We start from the raw sequence: 22864 nt of genomic DNA on the forward strand, positions 1-22864 counted from the left end.
GCCATCCTTTTCTTTTTGTAAGCTAAGCGCAAAAGACAATACATTTCATCATACTACTTATAGCTTAACGGAGGTTTTCTGGACGGTGAAATTTGCTCATAAGCAGCTGCTAACGACAGTAGCTTATATTCCTCGAATGGTTTAGCTATAAATGTTAATGCGGCAGGCTGTCCTTTATCAGAGCAACCCATCGGCATTGCCAAAGCTGGGTATCTCGCAATTGCCGCTTCCATCGCGTCACTATTATCAATCGATAAAATCGCATCTAAACTATATTCACTAAAATTTTTTTTAAGAGCAATACCACCTTCATTCTTAAGCTTATTTTTGGTTGCTGTAATTTCTGCTAACGAGCTGGTATTTTTTTCAGCATTTTCAATTCTGGATTGCCCAAAAGGTATTCTTAAATCGGCATTGGCTTTGTTGAAATTGACGAGATCAGAAACAGATTTGATTTTTACATTCTTCGAGGCATAACGCTGAAGGTAGTGATTTAGGTCGTTTTTGAAATCATAACTCAATATCTTCAACATATCCCCGACTAAAGAAAAATCAGTCTCCTTGTTTATCTCAACCAGAACTGCTCCAGCATCTTTAAGCTTTACAATTGCATTGGCATACAATGAGTCTTTTAAATAAGATGAAATGACGCCAAAACGTTTTCCTTTTAAAGAGGTATGATTTAGACTCCGTTTTAAATTATCTTGGTTTTCTACTTTAACTGATTCTGGGTCTGTTTCGTCTTTTCCAAGCATAGCTGAAAACACAATTGCATTGTCCACTACATTTTTCGTGATTGCCCCTGGAGTATCAAAAGTTGATGATAATGGAATAATTCCAGTTCGGCTGAGCGAACCAAGAGTAGGTTTTAAACCCACTACCGCGTTTTTGCTCGATGGGAAAAGAATTGATCCTGAAGTTTCTGTACCTATTGAAGCCACCGCATAATTAGCGGCTACTGCCACGGCGCTTCCCGAACTAGAGCCACCTGTTTCAAACTTACCAGGCCCGTATGGATTTAACGTTTGCCCTCCCACAGCCGAATAGCCGATTGGACAATTAAAACTTAAAAAAAATGCCCATTCGCTTAAATTTACCTTTCCGAGTATCAAAGCCCCTCTTGCTTTCAACTGTTTTACAACAAAGGCATCATCAGCTTCATTGTCAATTAAGGCCAAAGCACCAGCAGTGGTTTTCATATTTTTGCTGCCAATATTATCTTTCAATAAAATGGGCATTCCGAAAATTTCGTGCTTTGCTTTTCTATTTTTAAGCTGCACGTCTTTTTCTTTAGCCTCTGCTATAATATTTGGATTAAGGGCAATAATGGCATGAAGAGAAGTACCAGCAGTGGTTTCGAATTTGGCAATGCGAAACAGAAAAAACTGGGTTAATTGCAAGTATGAAAACTTACGTGCATAAATAGCTTTCTGTATTTGAGGAATGCTTTTTTCTAAGATAAAAGGCTTTAAATATTCATACCGTTCTTCCGAAAATCCGAGTAAAGCTTTTTTTAAAAAAGGTATTAACGCTGTTTTTAAAGTATTGGATTGGATTTGCGGCAGCTTCAGGCTGTCTGTGTTTATTTGGGCTTCAGCATTAAATGTGATAAAAAGGGCAATAAGTGCTATTGCAAAGCATTTTGAGTATTTCATAGGATAGATATTTATATAACTTCTTGTAGATTAATTCAAATTTAATTTTTTATTCTTTAAAATGACACCTTTACGGTTTCAAAATTTGGAAATTTCAGCCCATTTTATCCTCTTAATTGAAGTAAAAAAATATTTCATTTGGCAACGAAGCAAAAGCTACCTTTTTTTGTTTTATCTTCGAACATATATTTTTTAGAAATTATTTATGGAATTTTTAAGTAGTCCAGAAGCCTGGATATCACTACTCACATTAACTGTTTTAGAAATTGTACTAGGGATAGACAATATTGTCTTTATCTCTATTTTGGCGGGAAAACTCCCGCAAAATCAACAAAAGAAAGCACGCCAAGTAGGTTTGGCCTTAGCCATGATTACCCGTGTGCTGTTGCTGATGTCTTTAAGTTGGATCATGAGACTTACCGCTCCACTATTTAACATTGGTGATTGGATTGGCATTACAGACACCGTTTGGCTTGAAAAACTGGCCATCTCTGGTAGAGACCTGATTCTACTAATAGGAGGTTTATTCCTGATCTACAAAAGTACCCACGAAATCCACAATAAGCTCGAAGGAGAAAACGAAAGTGAAGGCAATGTAAAACCACATTCTTTTACGGGGACCATTATCCAGATTTTAATTTTGGACATTGTTTTCTCACTCGATTCGGTAATTACCGCGGTAGGTATGGCCGATCATATCGAAATCATGATTGCCGCTGTAGTGATTGCTGTCATTATCATGATGATATCTGCAGGTGCCATAAGCAATTTTGTAAACAAGCACCCTACAGTGAAAATGCTTGCATTATCATTCCTATTATTAATTGGCGTTTCTTTATTGGCAGAAGGCTTAGATCAACATATCCCTAAAGGTTATGTATATTTTGCCATGGCGTTTTCTGTTTTGGTAGAGATGCTGAATTTGAGAATGAAAAAGAACGCGTCAAAACCTGTTCAGCTACGCAACACACCAGTAGAGGAAGAAAAGAAATAACTTTTTTAAAAAATAGCAGAAGGGCTTCGGAAACGAAAGCCCTTTTTTTGTCCCCCAAACTTTCATTTCGAGAAACTTCCCACCGCCAATATATCAAGGAGAAATCTCCTTTATTTTTCCATCTTCCGTACTGCTGACTTTTTTAATACCTTTGCTCCTCAATTCAAATTTATGGTATCTTTTTTCGAATCGAATTTAGCAGAACTTTCTGTGCATCATGTTGGGAACAAAACAAACGAAGAATATTATTCGCTTGCTGACAGTTCTATGCATATAGACGACGAAATGCTTAACCAGCTGCTAAAGCAGTACTTTCTTTCCCCTTTTCAAAAGGTTAATGAAGTGTATCGCTTTACCCAGCACAATAACGATTTAAATTCGAACGAAATTTACCGCCTTGCTTCAGAAGTATTTGCTGATGGCGGATTATTCCACGAGAACAGCAAAAACATCGCGACTTACTTGTTTGAAGTAGCAGACCATCCGAAAGTTAAAGGAGGAGAATTGTATGTAGGTTACTTCGAAAATGTACAAATTGAAGGTGACTTACACGATGCTATTGGTATTTTCCGTTCGGAAAGTAAGGAAAGCTACATCAAGGTTTACCCCGAAAATGGTGGTTTTAATATCAGCTACGAGCAACAAGGCATCAACATCAACAAGCTAGACAAAGGCTGCTTAATTTTCAAGACTGAAGCTGAAGAAGGCTACAAAGTAGTAGTGGTTGACAATACCAGTCGTACCTCTGAAGCAGCTTATTGGAAAGATCAATTCTTGATGTTGAAAGTGAGAAATGACAATTTCAACAAAACCCAAAATGTAATGGATGTTTACAAGAACTTCGTTACTGAAAAATTAGACCAAGAATTCGACGTTGAGAAAACAGATAAAATCGATTTGCTCAACCGATCGATGAAATATTTTAAAGAGAAAGAAACTTTTGACATAGACGAATTTGCCAATGAGGTAATTGCTAACGAAGAAGGGATTGAGCTTTTTAAAAACTATAAACAATCCTACGAAGAAGAGTTTGACACCCAAATTGCAGACACTTTTGACATCTCTGATGCTGCTGTAAAAAAGCAGGCGAAAGACTATAAAAGCATTTTAAAGCTTGATAAAAACTTTCATGTTTACATCCATGGGAATAAAGACATGATAGAAAAAGAATATGATGCCGAAAAGGGGATGAATTGCTACAAACTGTATTTCAAAGAAGAGCAATAAATTTATGACAGTTCGTTTATGAAATAATGGTTGGACTATTGTTAAATTAGTACATGCCAATTCCTAAAAAACTGCTAAGCCGTAAAGAAGAGATTACCAAAGATTTTTTTGTTTTGCTTGATGCCCATATCGAGGATATTTTGGTTGGGCGAACCGAAAAAATGTATCATATCAAAGATTTTGCATCCAAATTATTTATCCATCCCACGCACTTTAGCAATACCATTAAATTAACTACAGGTTATTCTCCCTGCCATTTTGCAGAACAAAGGGTAATGGACGAAGCCAAGAAAATGCTGAGCCAAACGCATAAGCCTATTAACGAAATCAGCTTTAACCTCACTTTTACCGACCCAACCAATTTCACCAAATTTTTCAAGTCATTTGAGGGAGTTACACCCAAACAATATCGAAGACAGTTGATAGAAAATACTTAAACTGTCACCATTTTTATCACAACTTTAGCCCTGATATTTGTATTGAATTTAAAGATACAAATAGAATGGAAACACAAAAAATAGCACTAGTTACTGGCTCAAGCCGTGGTTTAGGAAAAAATATGGCCATCGCATTGGCAAAAAAAGGGAATGACGTCATCATTACTTACAACAGTAATAAAAAAGAGGCCGACGAAGTAGTTAGCACGATTGAATTTTTAGGCAGAAAAGCAGCGGCAGTACAGCTAAATGTAGGAGAGGTAAAAACTTTTACAGACTTTTCCTCACAACTAAGCACTGTTTTAAACGAGGAATGGAACAGAACCAATTTCGACTTCTTAATCAACAACGCAGGTATTGGGATCAACACGCCTTTTACCGAAACTACCGAGGAACAATTTGATCTGCTCACCAATATCCACTTTAAAGGAGTATACTTTCTTACCCAAAAATTATTGCCTTTAATTGCCGACGGCGGAAGAATTGTTACCGTTTCTACAGGCTTAACTCGCTTCGCAATGCCAGGTTATAGCGTTTACTCAGCATTAAAAGGAGCCATTGAAGTCCTTACCAAATATCTGGCAAAAGAACTTGGCGCTAGAGGGATTGCCGTAAATACCATTGCTCCTGGTGCCATTGAAACCGATTTTGGCGGTGGCGTAGTGAGAGACAACGAACAAGTAAACAAAGTAATTGCTGGCAATACAGCACTAGGAAGAGTAGGTTTGCCTGATGATATTGGCGGTGTAGTAGCTTTCCTATGTTCGGAAGAAGCCCGTTGGGTAAATGCGCAACGACTAGAAGCATCTGGCGGTATGTATCTGTAGAATCTTAGCATATTTTCAGTAAAATGTTGTGATTTAGAGTTTAAAGGTTTAGTTTTAGTATTTTGAACCTAACCTTTATATGAACCACCAACCCAAAACCAACAACATTTTCAAAGTTATTGGAGCGTCCTCTTTGGGGACGCTCATTGAATGGTACGACTTCTACATCTTCGGTAGTTTGGCCACCATCATCGGATCCCAGCTCTTTCCTTCAGACGCAGGCGCTTCAGCCTTGATCAATACCTTAGCCATTTTTGCGGCAGGTTTTATTGTCAGGCCATTTGGCGCATTAGTATTTGGGCGTTTGGGCGATCTAATTGGTCGTAAATACACCTTTTTGCTCACTTTGGTGCTCATGGGAGGCTCCACTTTTTTAATTGGCTTAATTCCTTCCTATCAAAGCATCGGCTATGCGGCACCTATTTTAGTTTTAATTTTAAGATTAATACAGGGCTTGGCCTTAGGAGGAGAATATGGCGGAGCAGCTACTTACGTTGCCGAGCATGCTCCTAAAGGCAAACGTGGCTTCTTTACCAGTTGGATACAAACCACAGCAACTTTGGGTTTATTTCTTTCCCTTGGCGTAATTGTATTGACCAAAAACATCATCGGTGCTGAGCAATTTGCCGATTGGGGATGGAGAGTTCCGTTCTTACTTTCCATCGTGTTGATTTTGGTATCGGTTTACATCCGTATGAAGATGCACGAATCTCCTTTGTTCAGTAAACTTAAAAGCGAAGGAAACATTTCTAAAAATCCACTAAAAGAAAGCTTCAGCAAAAAATCGAACTTTAAAATGGTATTGTTAGCCCTCTTTGGCGCAGCCATGGGACAAGGGGTGGTTTGGTACACGGGGCAATTCTACGCGCAGTCCTTCATCGAAAATACCTGTAAAGTAGATTTTAACGATTCGAGATATATGTTGCTTTGGGGCATTGCCTTTGCCACACCATTCTTTGTAATATTTGGCGCTTGGAGCGATAAAGTTGGCCGAAAATGGATCATGCTTACAGGGATGTTGCTAGGCGTTCTTTGCTATCGTCCCATTTATCAAGAGTTTTTGGATAGAACAGACGTAAGTAATGTTACACCTACCGAAATCAAAGAAATTTCTGCACCAATCACTTTACGCACAGCGATACATGAAAACGGAGATAGCCTGGCGACAACCACTACCATAGTGAGTTTGCTTGACGGTTCTTCTTTCCATAAAGTACAGGTAGATACCGTTTATGCGGATGCCAGTAAAGCGATTGGCCATGCACCAGTGCTTTACAAAGACAAAAAATTAGCTTCTAACGACTTCTGGGTATTTGTAGGATTAATTTTCTTCCAAGTATTATTGGTAACCATGGTATATGGACCAATTGCAGCGTTTTTAGTAGAACTTTTCCCAACCAAGATCCGTTATACTTCTATGTCGTTACCTTATCACATTGGAAATGGCGTATTCGGAGGCTTAGTACCTTTTGTAGCGACATTAATTGCCAGTTTTAAAGGTTCTACACCACTATCAGGCCTATGGTATCCTATTGGCATAGCTGCACTTTGTTTTGTCATAGGCACCATTTATTTATCTAACAAAAGAGACGAAAACGTAAACGACTAGACCATGAAAGCATTAAAAAGAACTTTAGGCATTGTTTGGATCCTTTTAGGTCCACTTTCAACGATATTTATGTTTTGGCAAGCTTGGGACAAAATCAGCATGGCGCCCGCAGGAATTGACCAAACCAACACCGCCCTTCAATGGGGCATTATCCTGCTCATTTATATTCCAATTGCTGCAGGGTTGGTGATTTTTGGAAAATATGCACTAGCAGGTGAGTTTGACGAGCTACCCACCAATTCAGAAGAACTTTAAAACCGACCAACACTATTTGAAAGCCCAGCGGATTAATTTTCGTTGGGCTTTTTTTGTGAATGTAGTAGAACCAAACTTTGCCTCGTTTGCCAAACTTCATAAAACCTTTGCGGTAAAAATTAAACCGCTAAGAAAGGATAAGATACGCAAAGACCCCAAAGAAGTTAAAGCACATACTCATCATTAATCGGCAAAATTGGAGGTGGCGTATCTTCCTCCCCCATCATTTCCAGCAAATTAATTTCTATTGTTCTGGTAATTTGATTCAAAGGAATACCCGCTACATTATTTTCAAACGGATCAACCAAGTTCATCCCATTAATTTGAGTAGAAACGAATACAAAACCAATCATCCAGCCCATAAAAATAGACCAAACGCCCATTTCTTGACTAATCACCAACGTAAATGTCACCACAAAAAGCCAGATAAAAACCTTGGTTAAATAACTGTACGTGGTAGGGAAAACAGTATTTTTAATCCGTTCGCTCATCCCCATTTGGTCACTGAATTTTACCAACAGCTCATTGATTTGCATAAACTTAAAGCCATCTATTTTCCCGCAACTGTAAAGCTTTTCTAAATCTTCAGACTGCTTATGTAAAATGGCGTTATGGATATTAGCCTGTTTTTCCACTTGCGTACGTTCCTCCTCATCCAAATACTTCACGTAAATTAAATCTACCGTTCCACGCAACTTAGCTTTTAAGGCATATAAAAAAGCAATGTGCCTATGTACCATCCTCTGTACAAGCACATTATTTTCATCGCTTTGCGGTACATAACTAAGCAAGCTACGCGCAAATGAACGCGAATCGTTTACTAAACCGCCCCAAACTTTTCTGGCTTCCCACCATCTATCATAAGCCTGATTATTGTTAAAACCAATGAAAAAAGCAATTGCCGTACCCAACACTGTAGGGATAATGGTTGGAATAGAAAAATGGTAGGCAATGAGATATTCACGGATAAAATAGGCTCCCATACAGGAAGCAATCATGATAATATCCACGTACCAAGTGTTAATGATAATTCTACTTAGCCGAATGTTGTTGACAAGAAGCATAGGGTTTTTCTGTTTGTTGGTTTCTTAACAACAAATTAGAAAAATAGTTAGATATTTTTTAAATATTAAACCACTCGAAGCAATAATCCTTTTAAATACTCTCCTTCTGGAAAAGACAACCTTACAGGATGGTCTTCGGGTTGGCAAAATTGCTTAATGATCTGTACCTCCTTGCCTGCATCCAAAGCGGCCCAAGCAATAATTTGTTTAAAAGTTTCAATATCCACCGCACCAGAGCAAGAAAAGGTAGCCAACAAACCGCCACTTTCCAACAACATCAAACCTCTACGGTTCAAATCTTTGTAGGCCCTTGCCGCCCTATCCAATGCCGAACGTGAAGGGGCGTATTTTGGAGGATCTAACACCACCACGTCAAACTTTTTGCCTTCGTCGTTAAATTGGCGCAATTGTTTGTTCACATCACTTTGAATCGCAACATGTTTAGCCGCGTCGAATTGGTTCAACACCATATTCTGTTTTAACGTTTCAATAGCTAAAGCCGAGCTATCCACGCTGGTCACTTCGGCAGCGCCTTGCGCAAAAGCATTCAAGCTAAAACCACCACTATAGCTAAAACAATCCAACACGGTTTTACCCTTGCTGTACGAGGCCAAAATGCTTCGGTTATCACGTTGGTCGCAATAAAAGCCAGATTTCTGCCCTTCTGCAATATTGATATGGTATTTAATTCCATTCTCTTTTACTTCAATAAACTCGGCAGGATTTTCGCCCCAAAGCAAGCCATTCTCAGCCGTAATTCCCTCGTGGGTACGAGCCGTAGCATCGCTCCTATCAAAAATTCCTTTAGGCTGTAAACGTTTTACCAATACTTTAATAATGGTGTCTTTCGCTTTTTCAATGCCCGAACTTAATATCTGCACCGAAAGAAAATCTGCATAACGGTCTACAATTAGTCCAGGTAAAAAATCAGCTTCGCTAAAAATCAAACGACAAGCGGTAGTTGCCTCATTGGCCAACAAATGAGCTCTACCATCAATAGCCGTATTCACTTTTTGTTCGTACCAAGCCTCATCAATGCTCACATTTTCATCCCATTCCAGCAATCTGACAGCTACACGAGACTGGTCGTTATAGTAACCATAGGCTAAAAATTCACCTTGTGCATCCAATACTTTCACCACATCACCATTTTCAGGCTTTCCCTTTACCTTATCCAAAGCGCCAGAAAACACCCAAGGATGTCGTTGATACACGGCTTTTTCTTTTCCTTTTTTTAGCTTGATTTCTACCATTTTGCAAAGATATGGAAAAAGTTTTCAGTGATTAGAAAGCAGTTTTCAGTTATCTAATCAACCAAAACCTTATTTTTGGATTATGGAAGAAATTAGCTGGAATGATTTTGAAAAAGTTGAGCTAAGGGTAGGCACCATTATAGAAGCCTTTGAATATCCCGAAGCACGCAAGCCCGCCTATAAAGTGAAGGTTGATTTTGGCGAATTTGGCATTAAAATGAGCAGTGCACAAATCACCAAACATTATACCCTATCAGATTTAATTGGTCGCCAAATTATTGGCGTCATCAATTTTCCAAAAAAACAGATTGGCAAGTTTATGAGCGAATTTTTGGTGACAGGCTTTGCCGATGAAAACGGGGACATTGTATTGAGCAGCGTAGCCCATAAAGTACCAAATGGTAGTAAGCTAATCTAGATTAAGGATGAAAGAACAAAGATAAAAGACAAAAATAGCAACCAATATCTTTATTCTTTGCTCCTTGCTCTTTGTTCAAAGAAAAAACAATTCCAACAGTTAAACAATTAACCAATGTCCTTCTATAACTTCGAAGAAAACGCCAACCCGCAGCAAGAAGACGAACACTTCATGCGCTTAGCCCTCAACGAGGCTAAAAGAGCTTACGATGCGCAAGAGATTCCCATTGGAGCCGTTGTGGTCTGCAAAGGTAAAGTAATTGGCAGGGGCTACAACCTTACCGAGCAACTTAATGACGTAACTGCACATGCCGAAATGCAGGCCTTTACCGCCGCAGCACAAACCCTGGGCGGCAAATATTTAAAAGACTGCACCTTATACGTCACCATTGAACCATGTGTAATGTGCGCAGGGGCTAGCTACTGGACACAAGTGAGTAGGATTGTTTACGGCGCCAAAGAAGAAAAGCGTGGCTTCACCAAGATTAACCAAAACCTTTTGCATCCAAAAACGTTGTTAACAGGAGGTATTTTGGCCGAAGAATGCGGTAGCCTCATGTCGGCCTTTTTTATCAATAAGCGCAAGTAATCTTGACAAACAATTGAATAAAACTTAACCTTTCTCTGCTATATTTGTAGAGATAACATTTAAATAACCTTAAAAAATAAATATTATGGCTTTTGAATTACCTGCGTTAGCATACGCAACCGACGCTTTAGAACCACATATCGACAAAGCAACCATGGAAATTCACCATGGCAAGCACCACCAAGCTTACGTTACCAATTTAAACAAAGCTTTGGAGGGCAAACCAGAAGCAAACGCCAACTTGGATGACATCATCAAAAACATTTCTAAATATCCTGCTGCAGTACGCAACAATGGTGGCGGTCATTATAACCACTCACTATTTTGGACTGTTTTAGGACCGAACAAAGGTGGTGAGCCAACAGGCGATTTAGCGAAAGCAATTAACGATACTTTCGGTTCTTTTGCTGACCTAAAAACAAAATTGCAAGATGCCGGCGCAACCCGTTTTGGCTCTGGCTGGGCTTGGCTTTCAGTAGGTGCCGACGGTAAATTATTCGTATCTTCTACTGCTAACCAAGACAATCCTTTAATGGACATCGCTGAACAAAAAGGTACACCTATTTTCGGTATCGATGTTTGGGAGCACGCTTACTACTTAAAATACCAAAACAAACGCCCTGATTATTTAGCGGCAATATGGAACGTGGTAAACTGGGATGCAGTAGCTGAGCGCTATAAAAAAGCATTAGGTAAATAATTCAATTTCTTTTTTAGAAAAGCAACCAAAGCGGGACTTCGGATACGATAGTCCCGCTTTTCGTTCTTATCTTTTTGTTTCAACAATGCTGTCATTCCGAGATACGAGGAATCTACTTCTAAGCAGCTCAATCAAACAGATTCTTCACTAGCGTTCAGGATGACAATAAAAACAAAAAGGATAACCACTTCAATCGGGTTTATTTTACAAAGTTCATTGCAACATAATCCAATTTGTTTATTTTGCTCTTATCTAACTTGACCGAACCATGAGAGTAAACAAAAACCTGCTCCTTCAAAAATCTAACGAAGAACTAGAAAAATACCTACTACCAAATAAAGGTTACGTACCCGATGCTATTGAATATGCAGCCGAAATTCTAAAAGACAGAGGATATGAATTCTCGGAAGAACAAAATACCTATATACAAAGTGCGCTTGCTCCAAAAGAAAAAAAGCAAGTCAATAGCGATTATATTCTAGCATCGAATCTAATTTTAGCATCTGCTGCTTTGGGAGGTATTAATTTTATATTTTTAGCTGCTACCATGCCAGATTTCTCTATTTTCACTGGCCTATTTTCTCTATTAATTATAGCTGGCTTTGGTCTTTTAGCGAGAACAGGTACAACATGGTTAAAATATGTTTTACTGGCATTTCTATTAATTGGACTTGTAGGTCTTCCTTTGATGATTACATTTTATTTGGCTAATCCGATTATTGGCATGGCTAACCTCACTCAAACCATTCTCCAAGGAACATCTATTTTCTTTTTATTTAGGGCGGAAACTAAAGATTCTAAACTTCCAATTACATTTCCTCCTACAGCCCAAAGCTAAGTACCTTAATCGATGATGTTTTGTTAAAAAATTCCTAAATTGCAGCGTTAAACTATAGTTAAGCACCATGAAAAAGTTTTTATCCGCTCTTCTTCTTTTCACCACAGTGGCCGTTGCTGCAATGGCGCAACAACCCAAAATGCCAACTCCAGAAGAGTTAGCTAAAAAGAATGTAGACGAATTAGAAACTCGCCTAAAGCTAAGCTCTACGCAAAAAAGTGTGATTTATAACTATGCTTATAATTTAGCAAAAGAACAAATTGCATTAGGCAAGAAACAACAAGCTACAGGCTTTAACGACGAGGAAATATCGAAATTATACCGTTTAAATAACGAAACTAACAAAAACATAAAAGCTGTTTTAAAACCAGAGCAAATTGCAGAATTTGACAAGGTTATTGAAGATCGTTTGAACGGCGTAGACCCGACCAAGAAAAAGAAGAAAAAGAAAAAAGGTGAAGAAGAAGAAAAAGTGGTAGGCATTGAAGGTCTTAAATCTGGAAGCGGAACCCCGTGAGCCCACTAATACTCGACTACCTTTTAACTGTTTTACATCTCGTTATTATTGGCCTTAACCTATTTGCTTGGATTTGGCCAAAAACCAGAAAGCTACACCTATACGTTATTGGTATTACGCTAGCTTGCTGGCTTATTTTAGGAATTTGGTATGGCTTGGGCTACTGTCCCATTACCGATTGGCAATGGCAGGTTAAAACCAAGTTAGGCGAAACCAATTTGCCCAATTCATTTGTTAAATACCATTTGGATCAGCTCACTGGAAGAAACATCCCTGATGGCACCGTTGACCTTATTACTTCAGGCAGTTTTTTAATTGCTATTGTTTATTCTGTGAAGGTTAATTTTCTCCAAAAAACCTTTCTTAAATAGAAAGATATCAAAATGAAAGAGGCTATATTTTCGATAACCTCTTTCAATAAAAATATTTTTTAAAAATTATTTACCAGTTTATTAGTATTTAATTCTAATAAAGGAATTGGGAAAGTATAACGTGCATCCGTAACAGGAATAGAAGAGCCTGCGCCAAAAGAAGGAAGAGCCATATTTCTCCTTGCGAAATCATTATAATTAAATCCTTCAGTTATTAGCTCAATTCTTCTTTCTTTAAGAATTGCAGCCAATAAGGTAATGGGCGTTAAAACACCGAAATTATATGTGGCATCAGATCGCTGCCTAACCGCATCCAAAATGGCTCTAGCCCTAACCATATTACCTCCACTTACAGAAGCTTCGCATTCTGCAACATTTAATAAAACTTCCGCGTAACGAATAATTGGCACGAAATCAACATACGGACTGTTACCAGAGAACTTAGTAGAGTAGGGCCCTATTCCAGTGAATACTGCTGTTAGTGCTGACTTTCTTGTGTCGGTTACTGGCCAAGCAGCATCGCCATATATCCCTGCTGCAGCTCTAAAATAATACTCCAAATTTCCGGCATTGAAGTAATATCCTAGCTGGTTTTGTGTTCCTGGGGCATTTGTGTCAGCAAATGGGAGGGAAAATATGGACTCACTTGTGGTATAGGGTGCAGCAAATACATTTGCAATGTTAGGTTGTAATGCATGAGCCACATTTGTTGCATTTTGAAAAGGTGCCGTTTGCGGCACTAATTTGTTTCCCTCTATTAAGGCTTCGGGATACTTACCCATTGCCATATATACTCTTATTTTTAATGCAATAGCTGTATTTTTATGGGCTCTTGTAGTTCTCAGCAAAGGCGTGCTATAAGTTGCTGGCAATGCAACTTCTGCATCATTCAAATCCTTTAAGATTTGTGTGTATACAGCCGCAACAGTGCTGCTTTTTAAATCGTTATTTTCTAACGATTGTTCTGCCTGTAACCTCAACGGCAGTCCTCGCGACACACCATTATCCGATACATAGGGCTTAGCAAAAATTTGAATTAATGAGAAATAACTCAAAGCTCTAACAAATTTGGCTTCACCTTCATAATTGGATTGTATAGCAGCAGATAATATTCCTGGATTTTGAGACAAACCTTGTAAAAATAGATTGACTCTATTAATCGTTAAGTAGCCGTAAGTCCATAAATTGGTAACATTGTTATCCGAGTTGTTATTTGTGGCTTGGTAAACGGTATACCCTGTTACACCATTACTTAGCCTATTCACAAAATCTTCACCCCTAATATCATTATATATTTGATATCTACCACCAAGAAAATTTCCTGATTTAACAGAAGTATAAAGACCATTGACTTGTGCCAAGATTCTCGTTGGATTAGCAAAAGCATCCTGATCTAATAAATTTAGTTCTGGTTTCTTTAAAAGAAAATCCTTTTTACAGGAAGACACGAATCCTAGCATTGGCAAAACCAATGCAAAGACAAAAATAATCTTCTTTGTATATGTATTTATTTGAAAATTTTTCATGTTCATTATCATTTAATTATAATCCTAAACTAAGTCCAAAAGTAAATTGCCTACCTTGAGGAATACTATTTCGCTCTACACCACTTGATAAGTTAGAGTTACCATTTGTAGATATTTCAGGGTCAACACCTGTATATTTGGTGATGATAAAAGCATTATTAACAGATGCGTAAACCCTTAAGGAATTAATGCCTGTGCGTCCAAAAATAGACCTCGGAATTTTATATCCTAGAGTTGCTGACTGTAACCTGAGGAAATCAGCTTTTTCTACATTAGCATCTATCGCAAACGAAGATCCGTTAGATACGTTATCTCCATATACTCTTCTTGGAATATCAGTAATTTGACCAGGTGTAGTCCAAGCGTTCAAAATTTCTGTAGAATTATTCCAAAAGCGCTGGTCCAGAAGTCCCGCTCTACTACCATTGTAAATCTTATTCCCTCCAGAAAACGTGAACATTACATTTAAGTCAAAATTGCCGTAGGTCAAAGTATTATTAAATCCACCGTACCATTTTGGAAGCGTACTACCAACAATTTGAGCATCTCCAGACGGTGCTGCCGCTGGTGTGCCGTCTAAATAAGTCCAAGCATTAACACCTCCTTGATGCAGATATTGAACCTCTCTCCCAGCCGCATTAACAAATATTCGTCTACCATTAGCTGGATTTACCCCGTTAGTTTTAACTGCATAAATACTTGCAATAGGATAACCTACCGTTGTGATACTTGTATTTTCTAAACTACCTGTAGCAGTAATGATTTGCTGCACATTAGGATCTAATTCAGTTACTTTATTGTTAAGTGTCGTAAAATTTAAATTTGCCGTCCAAGTGAACTTTTGTGTTTTGATGAGATTTCCTGATAAAGCAAATTCGAAACCTCTATTATACATCGAACCAACATTGGTCAAGATCGTTCCCGAAACATCGGTACTTGTATTAAAAGGAATTCCTTTTGAAGGCGCCTGAGGTACCGCTAAAATTAGATTATCAATGTTTTTATTAAAATAATCCGCTTCAAGAGTAATCCTATCATTCAAAAAGCCTAGGGTTAAACCTATATCGGTTTGTTTGCTTGTTTCCCATCTTAGGTTTTGATTTCCAGCTTGATTATATACCCATGCAAATGGCGAAACACCATAGAGAGCAGAAGAATATGTAGTGAATTCATTATAAGAACCAACATTACCATTACCTGTTTTACCATAACTAGCACGCAAACGGAAGTTATTAATAATAGAACCTAAAGATGAATTTTTAAAGAAATCTTCTTGAGAAATGGCCCATCCAATAGATGCCCCTCCGAAACTGCCCCATCTATTTGCAAATGCTAAACCAGAGTTTCCATCTCGTCTAAAATTACCACTTACAAAATATCTTCCCTTATAGTTATAGTTGATACTAGCTAAATAGGCTTCAAAGGCAATTTCAGAAATATTGTTTCCATTGGCTGGAGGAACATTTGTCACATAGGTGCCTTGAAATTGGTTAAAGAAAGTAGGATCACCCAAGCCTTGGCGAACAGCGCCCCAGTTTGTTGTTCTCGTACTCTGGACATCTGACCCTAGCAACAACGTTAAATTATGGTCTCCTCCGAAAGTTTTATTATACTGCAACGTGTTAATCCAGTTCCAGTTATTTCTTCGTTGATTATGATTATAGGCATAACCGTTAAAACTAAAACCATCACCAGAAAGAGGATTCAAAAATTGGATATTTTCACTGTTACTACGATCCCACGAAAAATTTGTTTTAAAACTCAAGCCATCAACGATATTGGCTGTAGCACTAAGATTCGTTAAAAAACGATTGTTTTCAGAACTATTTTTATCCTTATCAATAACTACTCCCGGGTGCGCCCAAGTTGCAGCGATCAAGTTTGCATTGTTTCCAATGTACTGTCCTGCCAAGTTATAAGTTCCCGATGTATTGTATACAGAAACATTTGGCGCAGCAGCAATAGCGATACGACCCAAACCCGAAGAGTTAAATGCCGCACCTGGCGTTGAGCCGCTATTGGGCGAATTATTGATGCTATTATTATAGTTAATATTTGCACTTAAACTTAACCAAGTTGTTACCTTATGGGTTAAGTTGGCACGAGCAGAGTATCTACGAAAGGAGTTTGCCCTTAAAAAACCGTCTTGGTCGGAAAGGCCTCCTGAAAGATAATAAGTAGTTTTAGTAGTCCCTCCACTTATTGTAACATTGTGGTTTTGTGAATAGGCTGTTCTATACACTTCATCATACCATTTGGTGTCTACTAAAGACCCATCTGCATTATAGCTAGGAAAGAAGCTATTATTGTTCGCATCCCTTTGACTTGCTGTTACAGCATTCGCATTTAATGCCAATGCATTTTTTACCGCAATGTTTTTTGAATCAATGTATTGTTGCGCATTCAAAAGTTCAGGCAGTCTTACTGCGTTATTTACACCGAACCAACCGTCATAGGTCACTTTTGCATCACCTGTCTTACCCTTTTTTGTAGTAATTACTAAAACACCTGCTGCAGCTCTAGATCCGTAAATTGCAGTAGAAGCAGCATCTTTCAAGATATCTATCGATTCAATATCAGAAGGATTAATATCTCCTAGCGGATTGTTGGCAGATGAATTAGCAGAAATATCTGCCGTTGGAAAAGGTATGCCATCAACAACAACTAACGGAAATGAGTTTAATGAAATAGAACTTACTCCTCTTACTCGTATTACGGGAGGATTGTTCAATAAACCATTTGGCTGCACGATACTAACACCTGCGGCTTGGCCCGTTAAACCTTGAGCAAAGCTTTGGATGGGCTTATCTTTCAGATCATCACCTTTAACTACAGAAGCCGAACCTGTGAATTCCTTCTTTTTAGTTATTGCGTAGCCCGTCACCACCACTTCACCCAAAGCCTTGGTATCTTCCGACAATACCACGTCAATTACGTTTCCAGAGCTTATTTCTACCGTTTGGGTGGCAAAGCCGATATAGCTTACCTCTAAAGAACGTGCATTAGAAGGGATAGACAACGTGAACCTGCCATTAGCGGCGGTAACTGTCCCAATTTTAGTTCCGGGCACTTTTACGCTTACCCCAGGGATCGGTTGCCCATCTTCTTTAGAAGTTACTGTGCCTGTTATTACCCTATCTTGAGCCTGTACGACAAAATAAGATAAAACAGCAATTACCAATAATAGTAATTTTTGTTTCATAAGAATACTGATTTAGTTAGTTAATAGTGTTTTTTAATTAGCCCTGCATTTTAGGAAGGCCCTTACCATACAAAGTAAGGCCATGCAGATTCTAAAAAATGTGCGAATATCACCTTTTTTGAAAAAGGCGAAAAAATGAAAAGCAAACCCAATCCTGGCGTTTGCTTTTCCAAATTAATTATTAACTAAACGGCTAAACTTCTACAAAATCTGTCCGTTACCTACTTCAAAGGTAAGTTCACTTATTTAAAAAAAATATGCGAATATCACCTTTTTTTATTTCGCTACAATTTGATAACTAATGCCTTAACTCAAAAAAGTTGTTTTTGATAGCGTTTAATCTTTTATATTTAAATGGTGTGATTCCTACACTTGTTTTAAAAAGCCTTACAAACGAACTAAGGCTTTCGAAGCCGACCAAACAAATGATTTCGCTTAAAGGATAATCCGTTGTTCTTAAGAACGACTTTGCCCGATCTAAGCGAAGCTGAATTAGATATTGCCACGGACTTTTCCCAAAGGCTTCCTTAAAAGTACGCAACAAATGATTGGTGGAAAGACAACAATATTTAGCTAAATCTTCCAATTTAACCTCTTTATCGGAATTGCTGTGAAGGTATTCCTTAGCTAGTAAAAGCCGCCTAAAAATCTCCTTCTTTGTTTTAGTCTTAAGAAAGCTCAAGCGCTGATATTTATTGTCAATCTCTTGAGTATAAATCTGGTAATAGCCAATCAAACAATGATGTAAATACTCGTTAATTAGCATTTCATCCTCAATTCCATTACTTATCTGCTTTTTCAAATGTGCGATATTGTAGTTTAGGTTTCCAACTAGGGGATATAATGTTTCCACAAATTGAGGCTTGTCCTTAGATTCGGTATGAGCAAGCAGGTCCTCGTGATCTAAAGAAAAACATCGGTTGAAATCCGCTACAAATTTTGTATCTAGATAAAGAGTAAGGGTATGTACAGGACTTATCGAGTCGATTAAACTGCAATAATCCGTTCCTGCATTAATTACCGTAAAACTGTCAGGAAAAATGCTCATTGCCCTACTGTTCACAATACACTTCTCACTGCCTGATATTACAAACTTAATGACGTAACAGGAAGTATCCTGTAAGTTAACCACAGCATTACAAGTCTGTTCACTTACAATCCTATTACGGTTGCTCAGTTCTTTGAAATAACGCATAGCAAAAAACTTAAATTAATAACTACGTGATTCGAGCAGGTAATAATTATTACCGTCTACATCTGTAAATTCAACAGATAGCCCATGCGGTAAATAGTGTGGTTCATTTTTGAACACCACATTATTGGCCTTAAAACGATAGTAATGTTCCAGACAATCTTCTGTATCAAGATGTATTTCAGTGGTTTGTTTTGGATAAATCCTCTCCGAAATAAAGATCTGTATCGTTGGACTGTAAAAAACGATGGCACCTTCAAAATGCCTCAGTGATTTTAGTTTTACAGGTAGGTTGAGTCGCTCTCTAAAAAAAGCAGTAGCATTTATTAAATTGCTAACCCTGACATGATAATGTTTTATCGTCGGTTTTTTCATGGTCTTAAATAGGTAATGACTTAAAGTTAGATAGGGAAATGATCAGCAATATCACCCGAAAGGGGTGATATTTCAGATTTATATAAGCCGCATCGTTTTAGCTACCCTGATCGCTTCGAATTTCGAGGTAACACTCAGTTTACTATAAATATTTTTAACATGGGTTCTTACCGTGTTTTGATCGATGAAAAGTTCAAAGGCTATTTGTGTTTTGGCCTTACCTTCGGCAATGCATTGTAAGATTTCTGTTTCTCTTTTTGTTAATGGAGAGCCTACATTTTTCTGAAAGAAATTGATGATCATTTTAGTGACATCATCACAAAAAAAACCGCTACCATCGGCAACTATCTTCATAGCATTCAACAACTTATGAACACTTAAGCCCTTAGTAATGTAACCCAAAATACCAGTTTTAAAAATTTCAAAAATTAACTCTGGCTTTGAAAAAATGGTTAAAACAATGATGGGAACTTTGGGAATTTTGCTTTTAATTTCAGTTAAAAATTTGATGTGATTAAAGCTTAGCTGATTGATCCCTACAAGCATTAACTGAAATTGATGGGATGCCAAAACATTTAAATCTAAGGTTGAAACGTCACAACTCTCAACGATTTCAAAACCAGCTATTTCCGACAATGATAGCTCACATCCTTTTCGCCAGATTTCATCATCATCGATGATAACAATGCGTAAAATGTCTTTCATAAATTAAGGTTAGATAACCTAAATGTAGTACTTCTCAAGTTTATTTTATAAACTTTCACCCTCTAAGCCTTGATTTAACCATCATTAATGGCATTTTTTATCTAAAAACTAACCCCTTTAGGGTGATATTTATCTTACCCGCTAGTTTTTTATTTTATATTAGCTTTATATTTAGCAGAAATCAAATGTTCTTGAAAAAATACAGCCTATTTATTCTTCTATTTTTGGCTACTTGCCAACTAATGGCCCAGCGCCCAAGCGCACTTAAGCAATACCTTATACCCTTTAAACTGACCGCTCACAACAACCTATCTATTAAAGGTATTTTAAATCAAAAAGACACTGTGGAGCTAATGTTCCATTTAGCAGCTTCATCGGTAACACTTACAGAAGAGGCAATAGGGAGAATAAAAAGTGTAACTTTCGACAGAACCGATAGTGTAAGTAGTTGGGGCGGTGCAGGCAATACTTCCAGGCACAGTAAAAGCAATGACTTACAGATTGGCGAATTGACTTGGAAAAACATTCCTATTTGGGAAAACAAAAACTCTGGCCCAAGCACAGATGGCAAGTTTGGACTGGATTTATTCAAAGACAAAATCGTTGATATAGACTTTGAAGAAAGCAAAATATTTATCCGAGACGAACTCCCAAAAAACATCAAGAAATATCAAAGGTTAAGTATCGACTATAACGATGATATGATGTTTGTAACGGCCCAATGTCAGGTAGGCAATACCAATATTAGTAATATGTTTTTAATACATTCTGGTTATGCGGGCTCAATATTATTTGATGATCAATTCTCAAATGCCAATAGATTATCTAAACAGCTTACTATAACGAGCGAGAAACAATTAAAAGATTCTTACGGCAATATCTTGAAAATCAAGAAAGCAATTCTTTCGAATTTCACCTTAGGCGATTTCGATCTTAAAAATATTCCAGTTGGTTTTTTCGATGGTGCAATTGGCCGCCAAAAAATGAGCATCTTAGGGGGTGATGTACTGAAACGTTTTAACATTATTATTGATGCCAAACGTGAATTTATTTACCTTAAACCCAACAAGCTGAAAGATACTGCTTACTCAGATGTATAACGTAGGCGAACTAAATGCCTACAACATCTTTTTTCTTTCTATTTTTCATCCCTTTAGGAATAAGTGCCAATATTTCTTCTTTCAATGCATCCAGCATTTTCTTTTTCACAAAGCTCTTGTGGGTTACCAAACTGATTTCACGTACTGGTTCTGGAGATCTGAAGTAACGGACCTTATTAAGTTGCTTGCTATTTAAATCATGTAACGAAAGTTCAGGCAACAAGGTGGTTCCATCATTAACATCTACCATTCTGATCAATGTCTCTACACTTCCTGTGTTATAGGTAAGCGCCTGCAGTTTATTGTTCTTTGTGGATCGGCAAATATTTAAAACTTGTGATCGCATACAATGGCCTTCGTTTAACAACCAAATGTTTTCTTCTTCAAAATCTCCCGCGTCAATGGCTTTTTTCTTAAACAACTTACTGTTCTTGCTAACATAACCTACAAAGGTTTCATAATATAGGGGTTGCTCCACAATATTGGTATCTACCAAAGGAGTGGCCAAAATGCCACAATCAATTACCCCTGTTTTTAGGTGGTGGATAATGTCTTCGGTGGTGTATTCCCAAATCATCAATTTTAATTCGGGATATTTTTGCAACATTGCCGCAATCACCTCAGGCAAGAGATATGGAGCAATGGTCGGTATAATCCCAATTTTCAACTCCCCAGTAATATCCTGCTGTTGGTTATTAATGATTTCTTTGATCTTACTATTTTCTTGAAGCACAATTCTTGCTTGCTCAATAATTTGCGAACCTATTTCTGTAGGTGTTACAGGCTGCTTGCTTCGGTCAAAAAGTTTGACATTTAGAAATTCCTCAAGCTTCTGTATTTGCATACTTAAGGTTGGCTGGGTCACAAAACATTTCTCCGCAGCACTCACAAAACTACGGTAAGTATCAACGGCCACGATATATTCAAGCTGAACAAGTGTCATATAGTTAAAATTGATATCATTTTTATTTCACTATAAACTTAGTAAATATTCACTTAAAAACACGGCAAAAAAGCCAATATTTTGTCAAAACATCTAGCTAAAAACGGCTAAACATCATTCACACCTCCATATAAAAATACCAATTTTTGAGTATTTGAGCGCACAGCTACTAGCCCTAGCTTTGAGATATCAATAAATCTTATAAACATGAAACTAAGTAAAAAATTATTTCTATTGCTGGCCAGTTGCTTTTTTGCTTTTGGTTGCGAGCTACTTGATGAAGAGCCCGAAGAGGAAAAAAAAGTAGACAACTCTACTTATACCTATAGTTACACTTGTCCAACGGGGAAAAAATATACGATCCAAATCCCAAATCGTTTATCCTCCACTTGTAAAGCTAATTGGGAATATTACGCCCGTACTTATGGTTGTAATGATGCTGATAATTTTCCAGAAGCAAACAAAAGAAAAGCGCAATGTCCTTAAGATGTTTAACCATTGCATTACTTTGCTTGATTGGGAGTAATGTGAGCGCACAAATTAAGCTCACCTCGGGGCAATATACCACGCAGGATGGCTATTATACGGTTACGATAAACTTTACCGATAAAGAGCTCACGCTAATTGAGCCCAACCGCACCTCGGTATATCACAAACTTGAAGGGAATGTATTTCAGTTTATTCATCCCACCAATAAAATTGATTATCGGATAGAAGTAACGAGTCCAACAACGATACAAACCTTTAAGCCTGGGGCAAATAACAGCCGTTATACGCTTACGTTAAGCGGCAGAGATGCGACGGCTTCTAACGATCAGTTCAACACTTATTTTGCGCTTGCAGAGAAATATAAAGCCAAGATGTTGAGTGATCAAAAAGATGCTCAGTTATGGTCGTTTTGTGCCGCCGCAGCAATGGCCCGCAGTAGTATGAATGAGGAAGGATTCAAGGAATATGCCGCGAAGGTCGCTTCCTCTATTAAGTTGATTGCCATTAATAAAACCAAATGCCCATGCGAAGATGCAATCCCCATGGACATTTGGAATGGTGCGAAGTAACTTTATTGAA

The 22864-nt window shown here is 37.8% G+C and carries 24 protein-coding genes; 15 read left to right on the forward strand and 9 right to left on the reverse strand.

Going from position 1 to position 22864, the window contains the following annotated elements; translation table 11 throughout:
* Positions 1 to 53: 53 nt before the first annotated feature.
* Positions 54 to 1655 (reverse strand): amidase family protein, encoded by a 1602-nt coding sequence (locus tag DUT70_RS11170; protein ID WP_113647415.1) that lies wholly within the window; start codon positions 1653 to 1655, stop codon positions 54 to 56.
* 205 nt (positions 1656 to 1860) lie between these two features.
* Between DUT70_RS11170 and DUT70_RS11175 the strand changes: the two genes are divergently transcribed.
* The 6 genes from DUT70_RS11175 (at position 1861) to DUT70_RS11200 (ending at position 7004) form a co-directional block, all read left to right on the forward strand.
* Complete coding sequence (locus tag DUT70_RS11175) at positions 1861 to 2649, forward strand: TerC family protein (RefSeq protein ID WP_113647416.1); 789 nt, start codon at positions 1861 to 1863, stop codon at positions 2647 to 2649.
* Between the two features lie 171 nt (positions 2650 to 2820).
* Positions 2821 to 3876, forward strand: a complete 1056-nt coding sequence (locus DUT70_RS11180; RefSeq protein ID WP_113647417.1) for a nucleoid-associated protein — start codon at positions 2821 to 2823, stop codon at positions 3874 to 3876.
* Between the two features lie 53 nt (positions 3877 to 3929).
* Positions 3930 to 4313 carry a helix-turn-helix domain-containing protein gene (locus tag DUT70_RS11185; RefSeq protein ID WP_113647418.1) on the forward strand — a complete coding sequence of 128 codons (384 nt, stop codon included), beginning with the start codon at positions 3930 to 3932 and terminating at the stop codon, positions 4311 to 4313.
* Positions 4314 to 4378: 65 nt separating this feature from the next.
* Positions 4379 to 5140 carry an SDR family oxidoreductase gene (locus tag DUT70_RS11190; RefSeq protein ID WP_113647419.1) on the forward strand — a complete coding sequence of 254 codons (762 nt, stop codon included), beginning with the start codon at positions 4379 to 4381 and terminating at the stop codon, positions 5138 to 5140.
* A gap of 79 nt (positions 5141 to 5219) precedes the next feature.
* Positions 5220 to 6749: an MFS transporter gene (locus tag DUT70_RS11195; RefSeq protein ID WP_113647420.1), complete on the forward strand. Its 1530-nt coding sequence runs from the start codon at positions 5220 to 5222 to the stop codon at positions 6747 to 6749.
* Positions 6750 to 6752: 3 nt separating this feature from the next.
* On the forward strand, positions 6753 to 7004 hold the full coding sequence (locus tag DUT70_RS11200) for a DUF6814 family protein (RefSeq protein WP_113647421.1): 252 nt from the start codon (positions 6753 to 6755) through the stop codon (positions 7002 to 7004).
* A 164-nt stretch (positions 7005 to 7168) separates the two neighbouring features.
* On the opposite strand, the gene DUT70_RS11205 is transcribed toward DUT70_RS11200, so the two are convergent.
* Together DUT70_RS11205 and DUT70_RS11210 are read right to left on the reverse strand one after the other, a co-directional pair.
* Positions 7169 to 8068 carry a bestrophin family protein gene (locus DUT70_RS11205; RefSeq protein ID WP_113647422.1) on the reverse strand — a complete coding sequence of 300 codons (900 nt, stop codon included), beginning with the start codon at positions 8066 to 8068 and terminating at the stop codon, positions 7169 to 7171.
* Positions 8069 to 8133: 65 nt separating this feature from the next.
* On the reverse strand, positions 8134 to 9321 hold the full coding sequence (locus DUT70_RS11210) for a class I SAM-dependent rRNA methyltransferase (RefSeq protein ID WP_113647423.1): 1188 nt from the start codon (positions 9319 to 9321) through the stop codon (positions 8134 to 8136).
* 82 nt (positions 9322 to 9403) lie between these two features.
* Between DUT70_RS11210 and DUT70_RS11215 the strand changes: the two genes are divergently transcribed.
* The 6 genes from DUT70_RS11215 to DUT70_RS11240 all read left to right on the forward strand — a co-directional run bounded on the left by DUT70_RS11215 (position 9404) and on the right by DUT70_RS11240 (position 12753).
* Positions 9404 to 9739, forward strand: coding sequence for a tRNA-binding protein (locus tag DUT70_RS11215; protein WP_113647424.1), 336 nt, complete (start codon positions 9404 to 9406; stop codon positions 9737 to 9739).
* A 114-nt stretch (positions 9740 to 9853) separates the two neighbouring features.
* On the forward strand, positions 9854 to 10327 hold the full coding sequence (locus DUT70_RS11220; protein WP_113647425.1) for a nucleoside deaminase: 474 nt from the start codon (positions 9854 to 9856) through the stop codon (positions 10325 to 10327).
* An 85-nt stretch (positions 10328 to 10412) separates the two neighbouring features.
* Complete coding sequence (locus DUT70_RS11225) at positions 10413 to 11027, forward strand: superoxide dismutase (protein WP_113647426.1); 615 nt, start codon at positions 10413 to 10415, stop codon at positions 11025 to 11027.
* A 268-nt stretch (positions 11028 to 11295) separates the two neighbouring features.
* Positions 11296 to 11865: a hypothetical protein gene (locus DUT70_RS11230; protein WP_113647427.1), complete on the forward strand. Its 570-nt coding sequence runs from the start codon at positions 11296 to 11298 to the stop codon at positions 11863 to 11865.
* 67 nt (positions 11866 to 11932) lie between these two features.
* The gene (locus DUT70_RS11235) at positions 11933 to 12382 is read left to right on the forward strand and encodes a hypothetical protein (protein ID WP_113647428.1); all 450 of its coding nucleotides are present in this window, start codon (positions 11933 to 11935) and stop codon (positions 12380 to 12382) included.
* Complete coding sequence (locus tag DUT70_RS11240; protein WP_113647429.1) at positions 12379 to 12753, forward strand: DUF2784 domain-containing protein; 375 nt, start codon at positions 12379 to 12381, stop codon at positions 12751 to 12753. The genes DUT70_RS11235 and DUT70_RS11240 overlap by 4 nt, the downstream gene beginning before the upstream one ends.
* A gap of 59 nt (positions 12754 to 12812) precedes the next feature.
* On the opposite strand, the gene DUT70_RS11245 is transcribed toward DUT70_RS11240, so the two are convergent.
* From DUT70_RS11245 to DUT70_RS11265, 5 genes are all read right to left on the reverse strand, one after another.
* Positions 12813 to 14279, reverse strand: a complete 1467-nt coding sequence (locus DUT70_RS11245) for a RagB/SusD family nutrient uptake outer membrane protein (RefSeq protein ID WP_113647735.1) — start codon at positions 14277 to 14279, stop codon at positions 12813 to 12815.
* A gap of 16 nt (positions 14280 to 14295) precedes the next feature.
* The gene (locus DUT70_RS11250; RefSeq protein ID WP_113647430.1) at positions 14296 to 17481 is read right to left on the reverse strand and encodes a SusC/RagA family TonB-linked outer membrane protein; all 3186 of its coding nucleotides are present in this window, start codon (positions 17479 to 17481) and stop codon (positions 14296 to 14298) included.
* Between the two features lie 298 nt (positions 17482 to 17779).
* Entirely contained in the window at positions 17780 to 18676 is an 897-nt protein-coding gene (locus DUT70_RS11255) for a helix-turn-helix domain-containing protein (protein ID WP_113647431.1), read from the reverse strand.
* A 15-nt stretch (positions 18677 to 18691) separates the two neighbouring features.
* Positions 18692 to 19048, reverse strand: coding sequence for a VOC family protein (locus DUT70_RS11260; RefSeq protein WP_113647432.1), 357 nt, complete (start codon positions 19046 to 19048; stop codon positions 18692 to 18694).
* Positions 19049 to 19126: 78 nt separating this feature from the next.
* The gene (locus tag DUT70_RS11265) at positions 19127 to 19753 is read right to left on the reverse strand and encodes a response regulator transcription factor (protein ID WP_113647433.1); all 627 of its coding nucleotides are present in this window, start codon (positions 19751 to 19753) and stop codon (positions 19127 to 19129) included.
* Positions 19754 to 19938: 185 nt separating this feature from the next.
* Between DUT70_RS11265 and DUT70_RS11270 the strand changes: the two genes are divergently transcribed.
* On the forward strand, positions 19939 to 20853 hold the full coding sequence (locus tag DUT70_RS11270; protein WP_128353352.1) for a hypothetical protein: 915 nt from the start codon (positions 19939 to 19941) through the stop codon (positions 20851 to 20853).
* A 10-nt stretch (positions 20854 to 20863) separates the two neighbouring features.
* Here the strand turns inward: DUT70_RS11270 and DUT70_RS11275 are convergent, their stop codons facing one another.
* Entirely contained in the window at positions 20864 to 21796 is a 933-nt protein-coding gene (locus DUT70_RS11275; protein ID WP_113647435.1) for a hydrogen peroxide-inducible genes activator, read from the reverse strand.
* A 207-nt stretch (positions 21797 to 22003) separates the two neighbouring features.
* On the opposite strand from DUT70_RS11275, the gene DUT70_RS11280 reads away from it, so the two are divergent.
* Both DUT70_RS11280 and DUT70_RS11285 read left to right on the forward strand, forming a co-directional pair.
* Positions 22004 to 22282: a hypothetical protein gene (locus tag DUT70_RS11280; protein WP_113647436.1), complete on the forward strand. Its 279-nt coding sequence runs from the start codon at positions 22004 to 22006 to the stop codon at positions 22280 to 22282.
* Complete coding sequence (locus tag DUT70_RS11285; protein WP_113647437.1) at positions 22273 to 22854, forward strand: hypothetical protein; 582 nt, start codon at positions 22273 to 22275, stop codon at positions 22852 to 22854. Before DUT70_RS11280 ends, DUT70_RS11285 begins: the two co-directional genes overlap by 10 nt.
* The last annotated feature ends 10 nt before the right edge of the window (positions 22855 to 22864 follow it).

It is taken from the genome of Pedobacter chitinilyticus, assembly GCF_003313385.1.
Taxonomy (GTDB): domain Bacteria; phylum Bacteroidota; class Bacteroidia; order Sphingobacteriales; family Sphingobacteriaceae; genus Pedobacter; species Pedobacter chitinilyticus.

Coding starts and splice junctions, on each gene's coding strand:
- DUT70_RS11170 (WP_113647415.1), bottom strand. CDS start 1,655: ATGAAATACTCAAAATGCTTTGCAATAGCACTTATTGCCCTTTTTATC.
- DUT70_RS11175 (WP_113647416.1), top strand. CDS start 1,861: ATGGAATTTTTAAGTAGTCCAGAAGCCTGGATATCACTACTCACATTA.
- DUT70_RS11180 (WP_113647417.1), top strand. CDS start 2,821: ATGGTATCTTTTTTCGAATCGAATTTAGCAGAACTTTCTGTGCATCAT.
- DUT70_RS11185 (WP_113647418.1), top strand. CDS start 3,930: ATGCCAATTCCTAAAAAACTGCTAAGCCGTAAAGAAGAGATTACCAAA.
- DUT70_RS11190 (WP_113647419.1), top strand. CDS start 4,379: ATGGAAACACAAAAAATAGCACTAGTTACTGGCTCAAGCCGTGGTTTA.
- DUT70_RS11195 (WP_113647420.1), top strand. CDS start 5,220: ATGAACCACCAACCCAAAACCAACAACATTTTCAAAGTTATTGGAGCG.
- DUT70_RS11200 (WP_113647421.1), top strand. CDS start 6,753: ATGAAAGCATTAAAAAGAACTTTAGGCATTGTTTGGATCCTTTTAGGT.
- DUT70_RS11205 (WP_113647422.1), bottom strand. CDS start 8,068: ATGCTTCTTGTCAACAACATTCGGCTAAGTAGAATTATCATTAACACT.
- DUT70_RS11210 (WP_113647423.1), bottom strand. CDS start 9,321: ATGGTAGAAATCAAGCTAAAAAAAGGAAAAGAAAAAGCCGTGTATCAA.
- DUT70_RS11215 (WP_113647424.1), top strand. CDS start 9,404: ATGGAAGAAATTAGCTGGAATGATTTTGAAAAAGTTGAGCTAAGGGTA.
- DUT70_RS11220 (WP_113647425.1), top strand. CDS start 9,854: ATGTCCTTCTATAACTTCGAAGAAAACGCCAACCCGCAGCAAGAAGAC.
- DUT70_RS11225 (WP_113647426.1), top strand. CDS start 10,413: ATGGCTTTTGAATTACCTGCGTTAGCATACGCAACCGACGCTTTAGAA.
- DUT70_RS11230 (WP_113647427.1), top strand. CDS start 11,296: ATGAGAGTAAACAAAAACCTGCTCCTTCAAAAATCTAACGAAGAACTA.
- DUT70_RS11235 (WP_113647428.1), top strand. CDS start 11,933: ATGAAAAAGTTTTTATCCGCTCTTCTTCTTTTCACCACAGTGGCCGTT.
- DUT70_RS11245 (WP_113647735.1), bottom strand. CDS start 14,279: ATGAAAAATTTTCAAATAAATACATATACAAAGAAGATTATTTTTGTC.
- DUT70_RS11250 (WP_113647430.1), bottom strand. CDS start 17,481: ATGAAACAAAAATTACTATTATTGGTAATTGCTGTTTTATCTTATTTT.
- DUT70_RS11255 (WP_113647431.1), bottom strand. CDS start 18,676: ATGCGTTATTTCAAAGAACTGAGCAACCGTAATAGGATTGTAAGTGAA.
- DUT70_RS11260 (WP_113647432.1), bottom strand. CDS start 19,048: ATGAAAAAACCGACGATAAAACATTATCATGTCAGGGTTAGCAATTTA.
- DUT70_RS11265 (WP_113647433.1), bottom strand. CDS start 19,753: ATGAAAGACATTTTACGCATTGTTATCATCGATGATGATGAAATCTGG.
- DUT70_RS11270 (WP_128353352.1), top strand. CDS start 19,939: ATGTTCTTGAAAAAATACAGCCTATTTATTCTTCTATTTTTGGCTACT.
- DUT70_RS11275 (WP_113647435.1), bottom strand. CDS start 21,796: ATGACACTTGTTCAGCTTGAATATATCGTGGCCGTTGATACTTACCGT.
- DUT70_RS11280 (WP_113647436.1), top strand. CDS start 22,004: ATGAAACTAAGTAAAAAATTATTTCTATTGCTGGCCAGTTGCTTTTTT.
- DUT70_RS11285 (WP_113647437.1), top strand. CDS start 22,273: ATGTCCTTAAGATGTTTAACCATTGCATTACTTTGCTTGATTGGGAGT.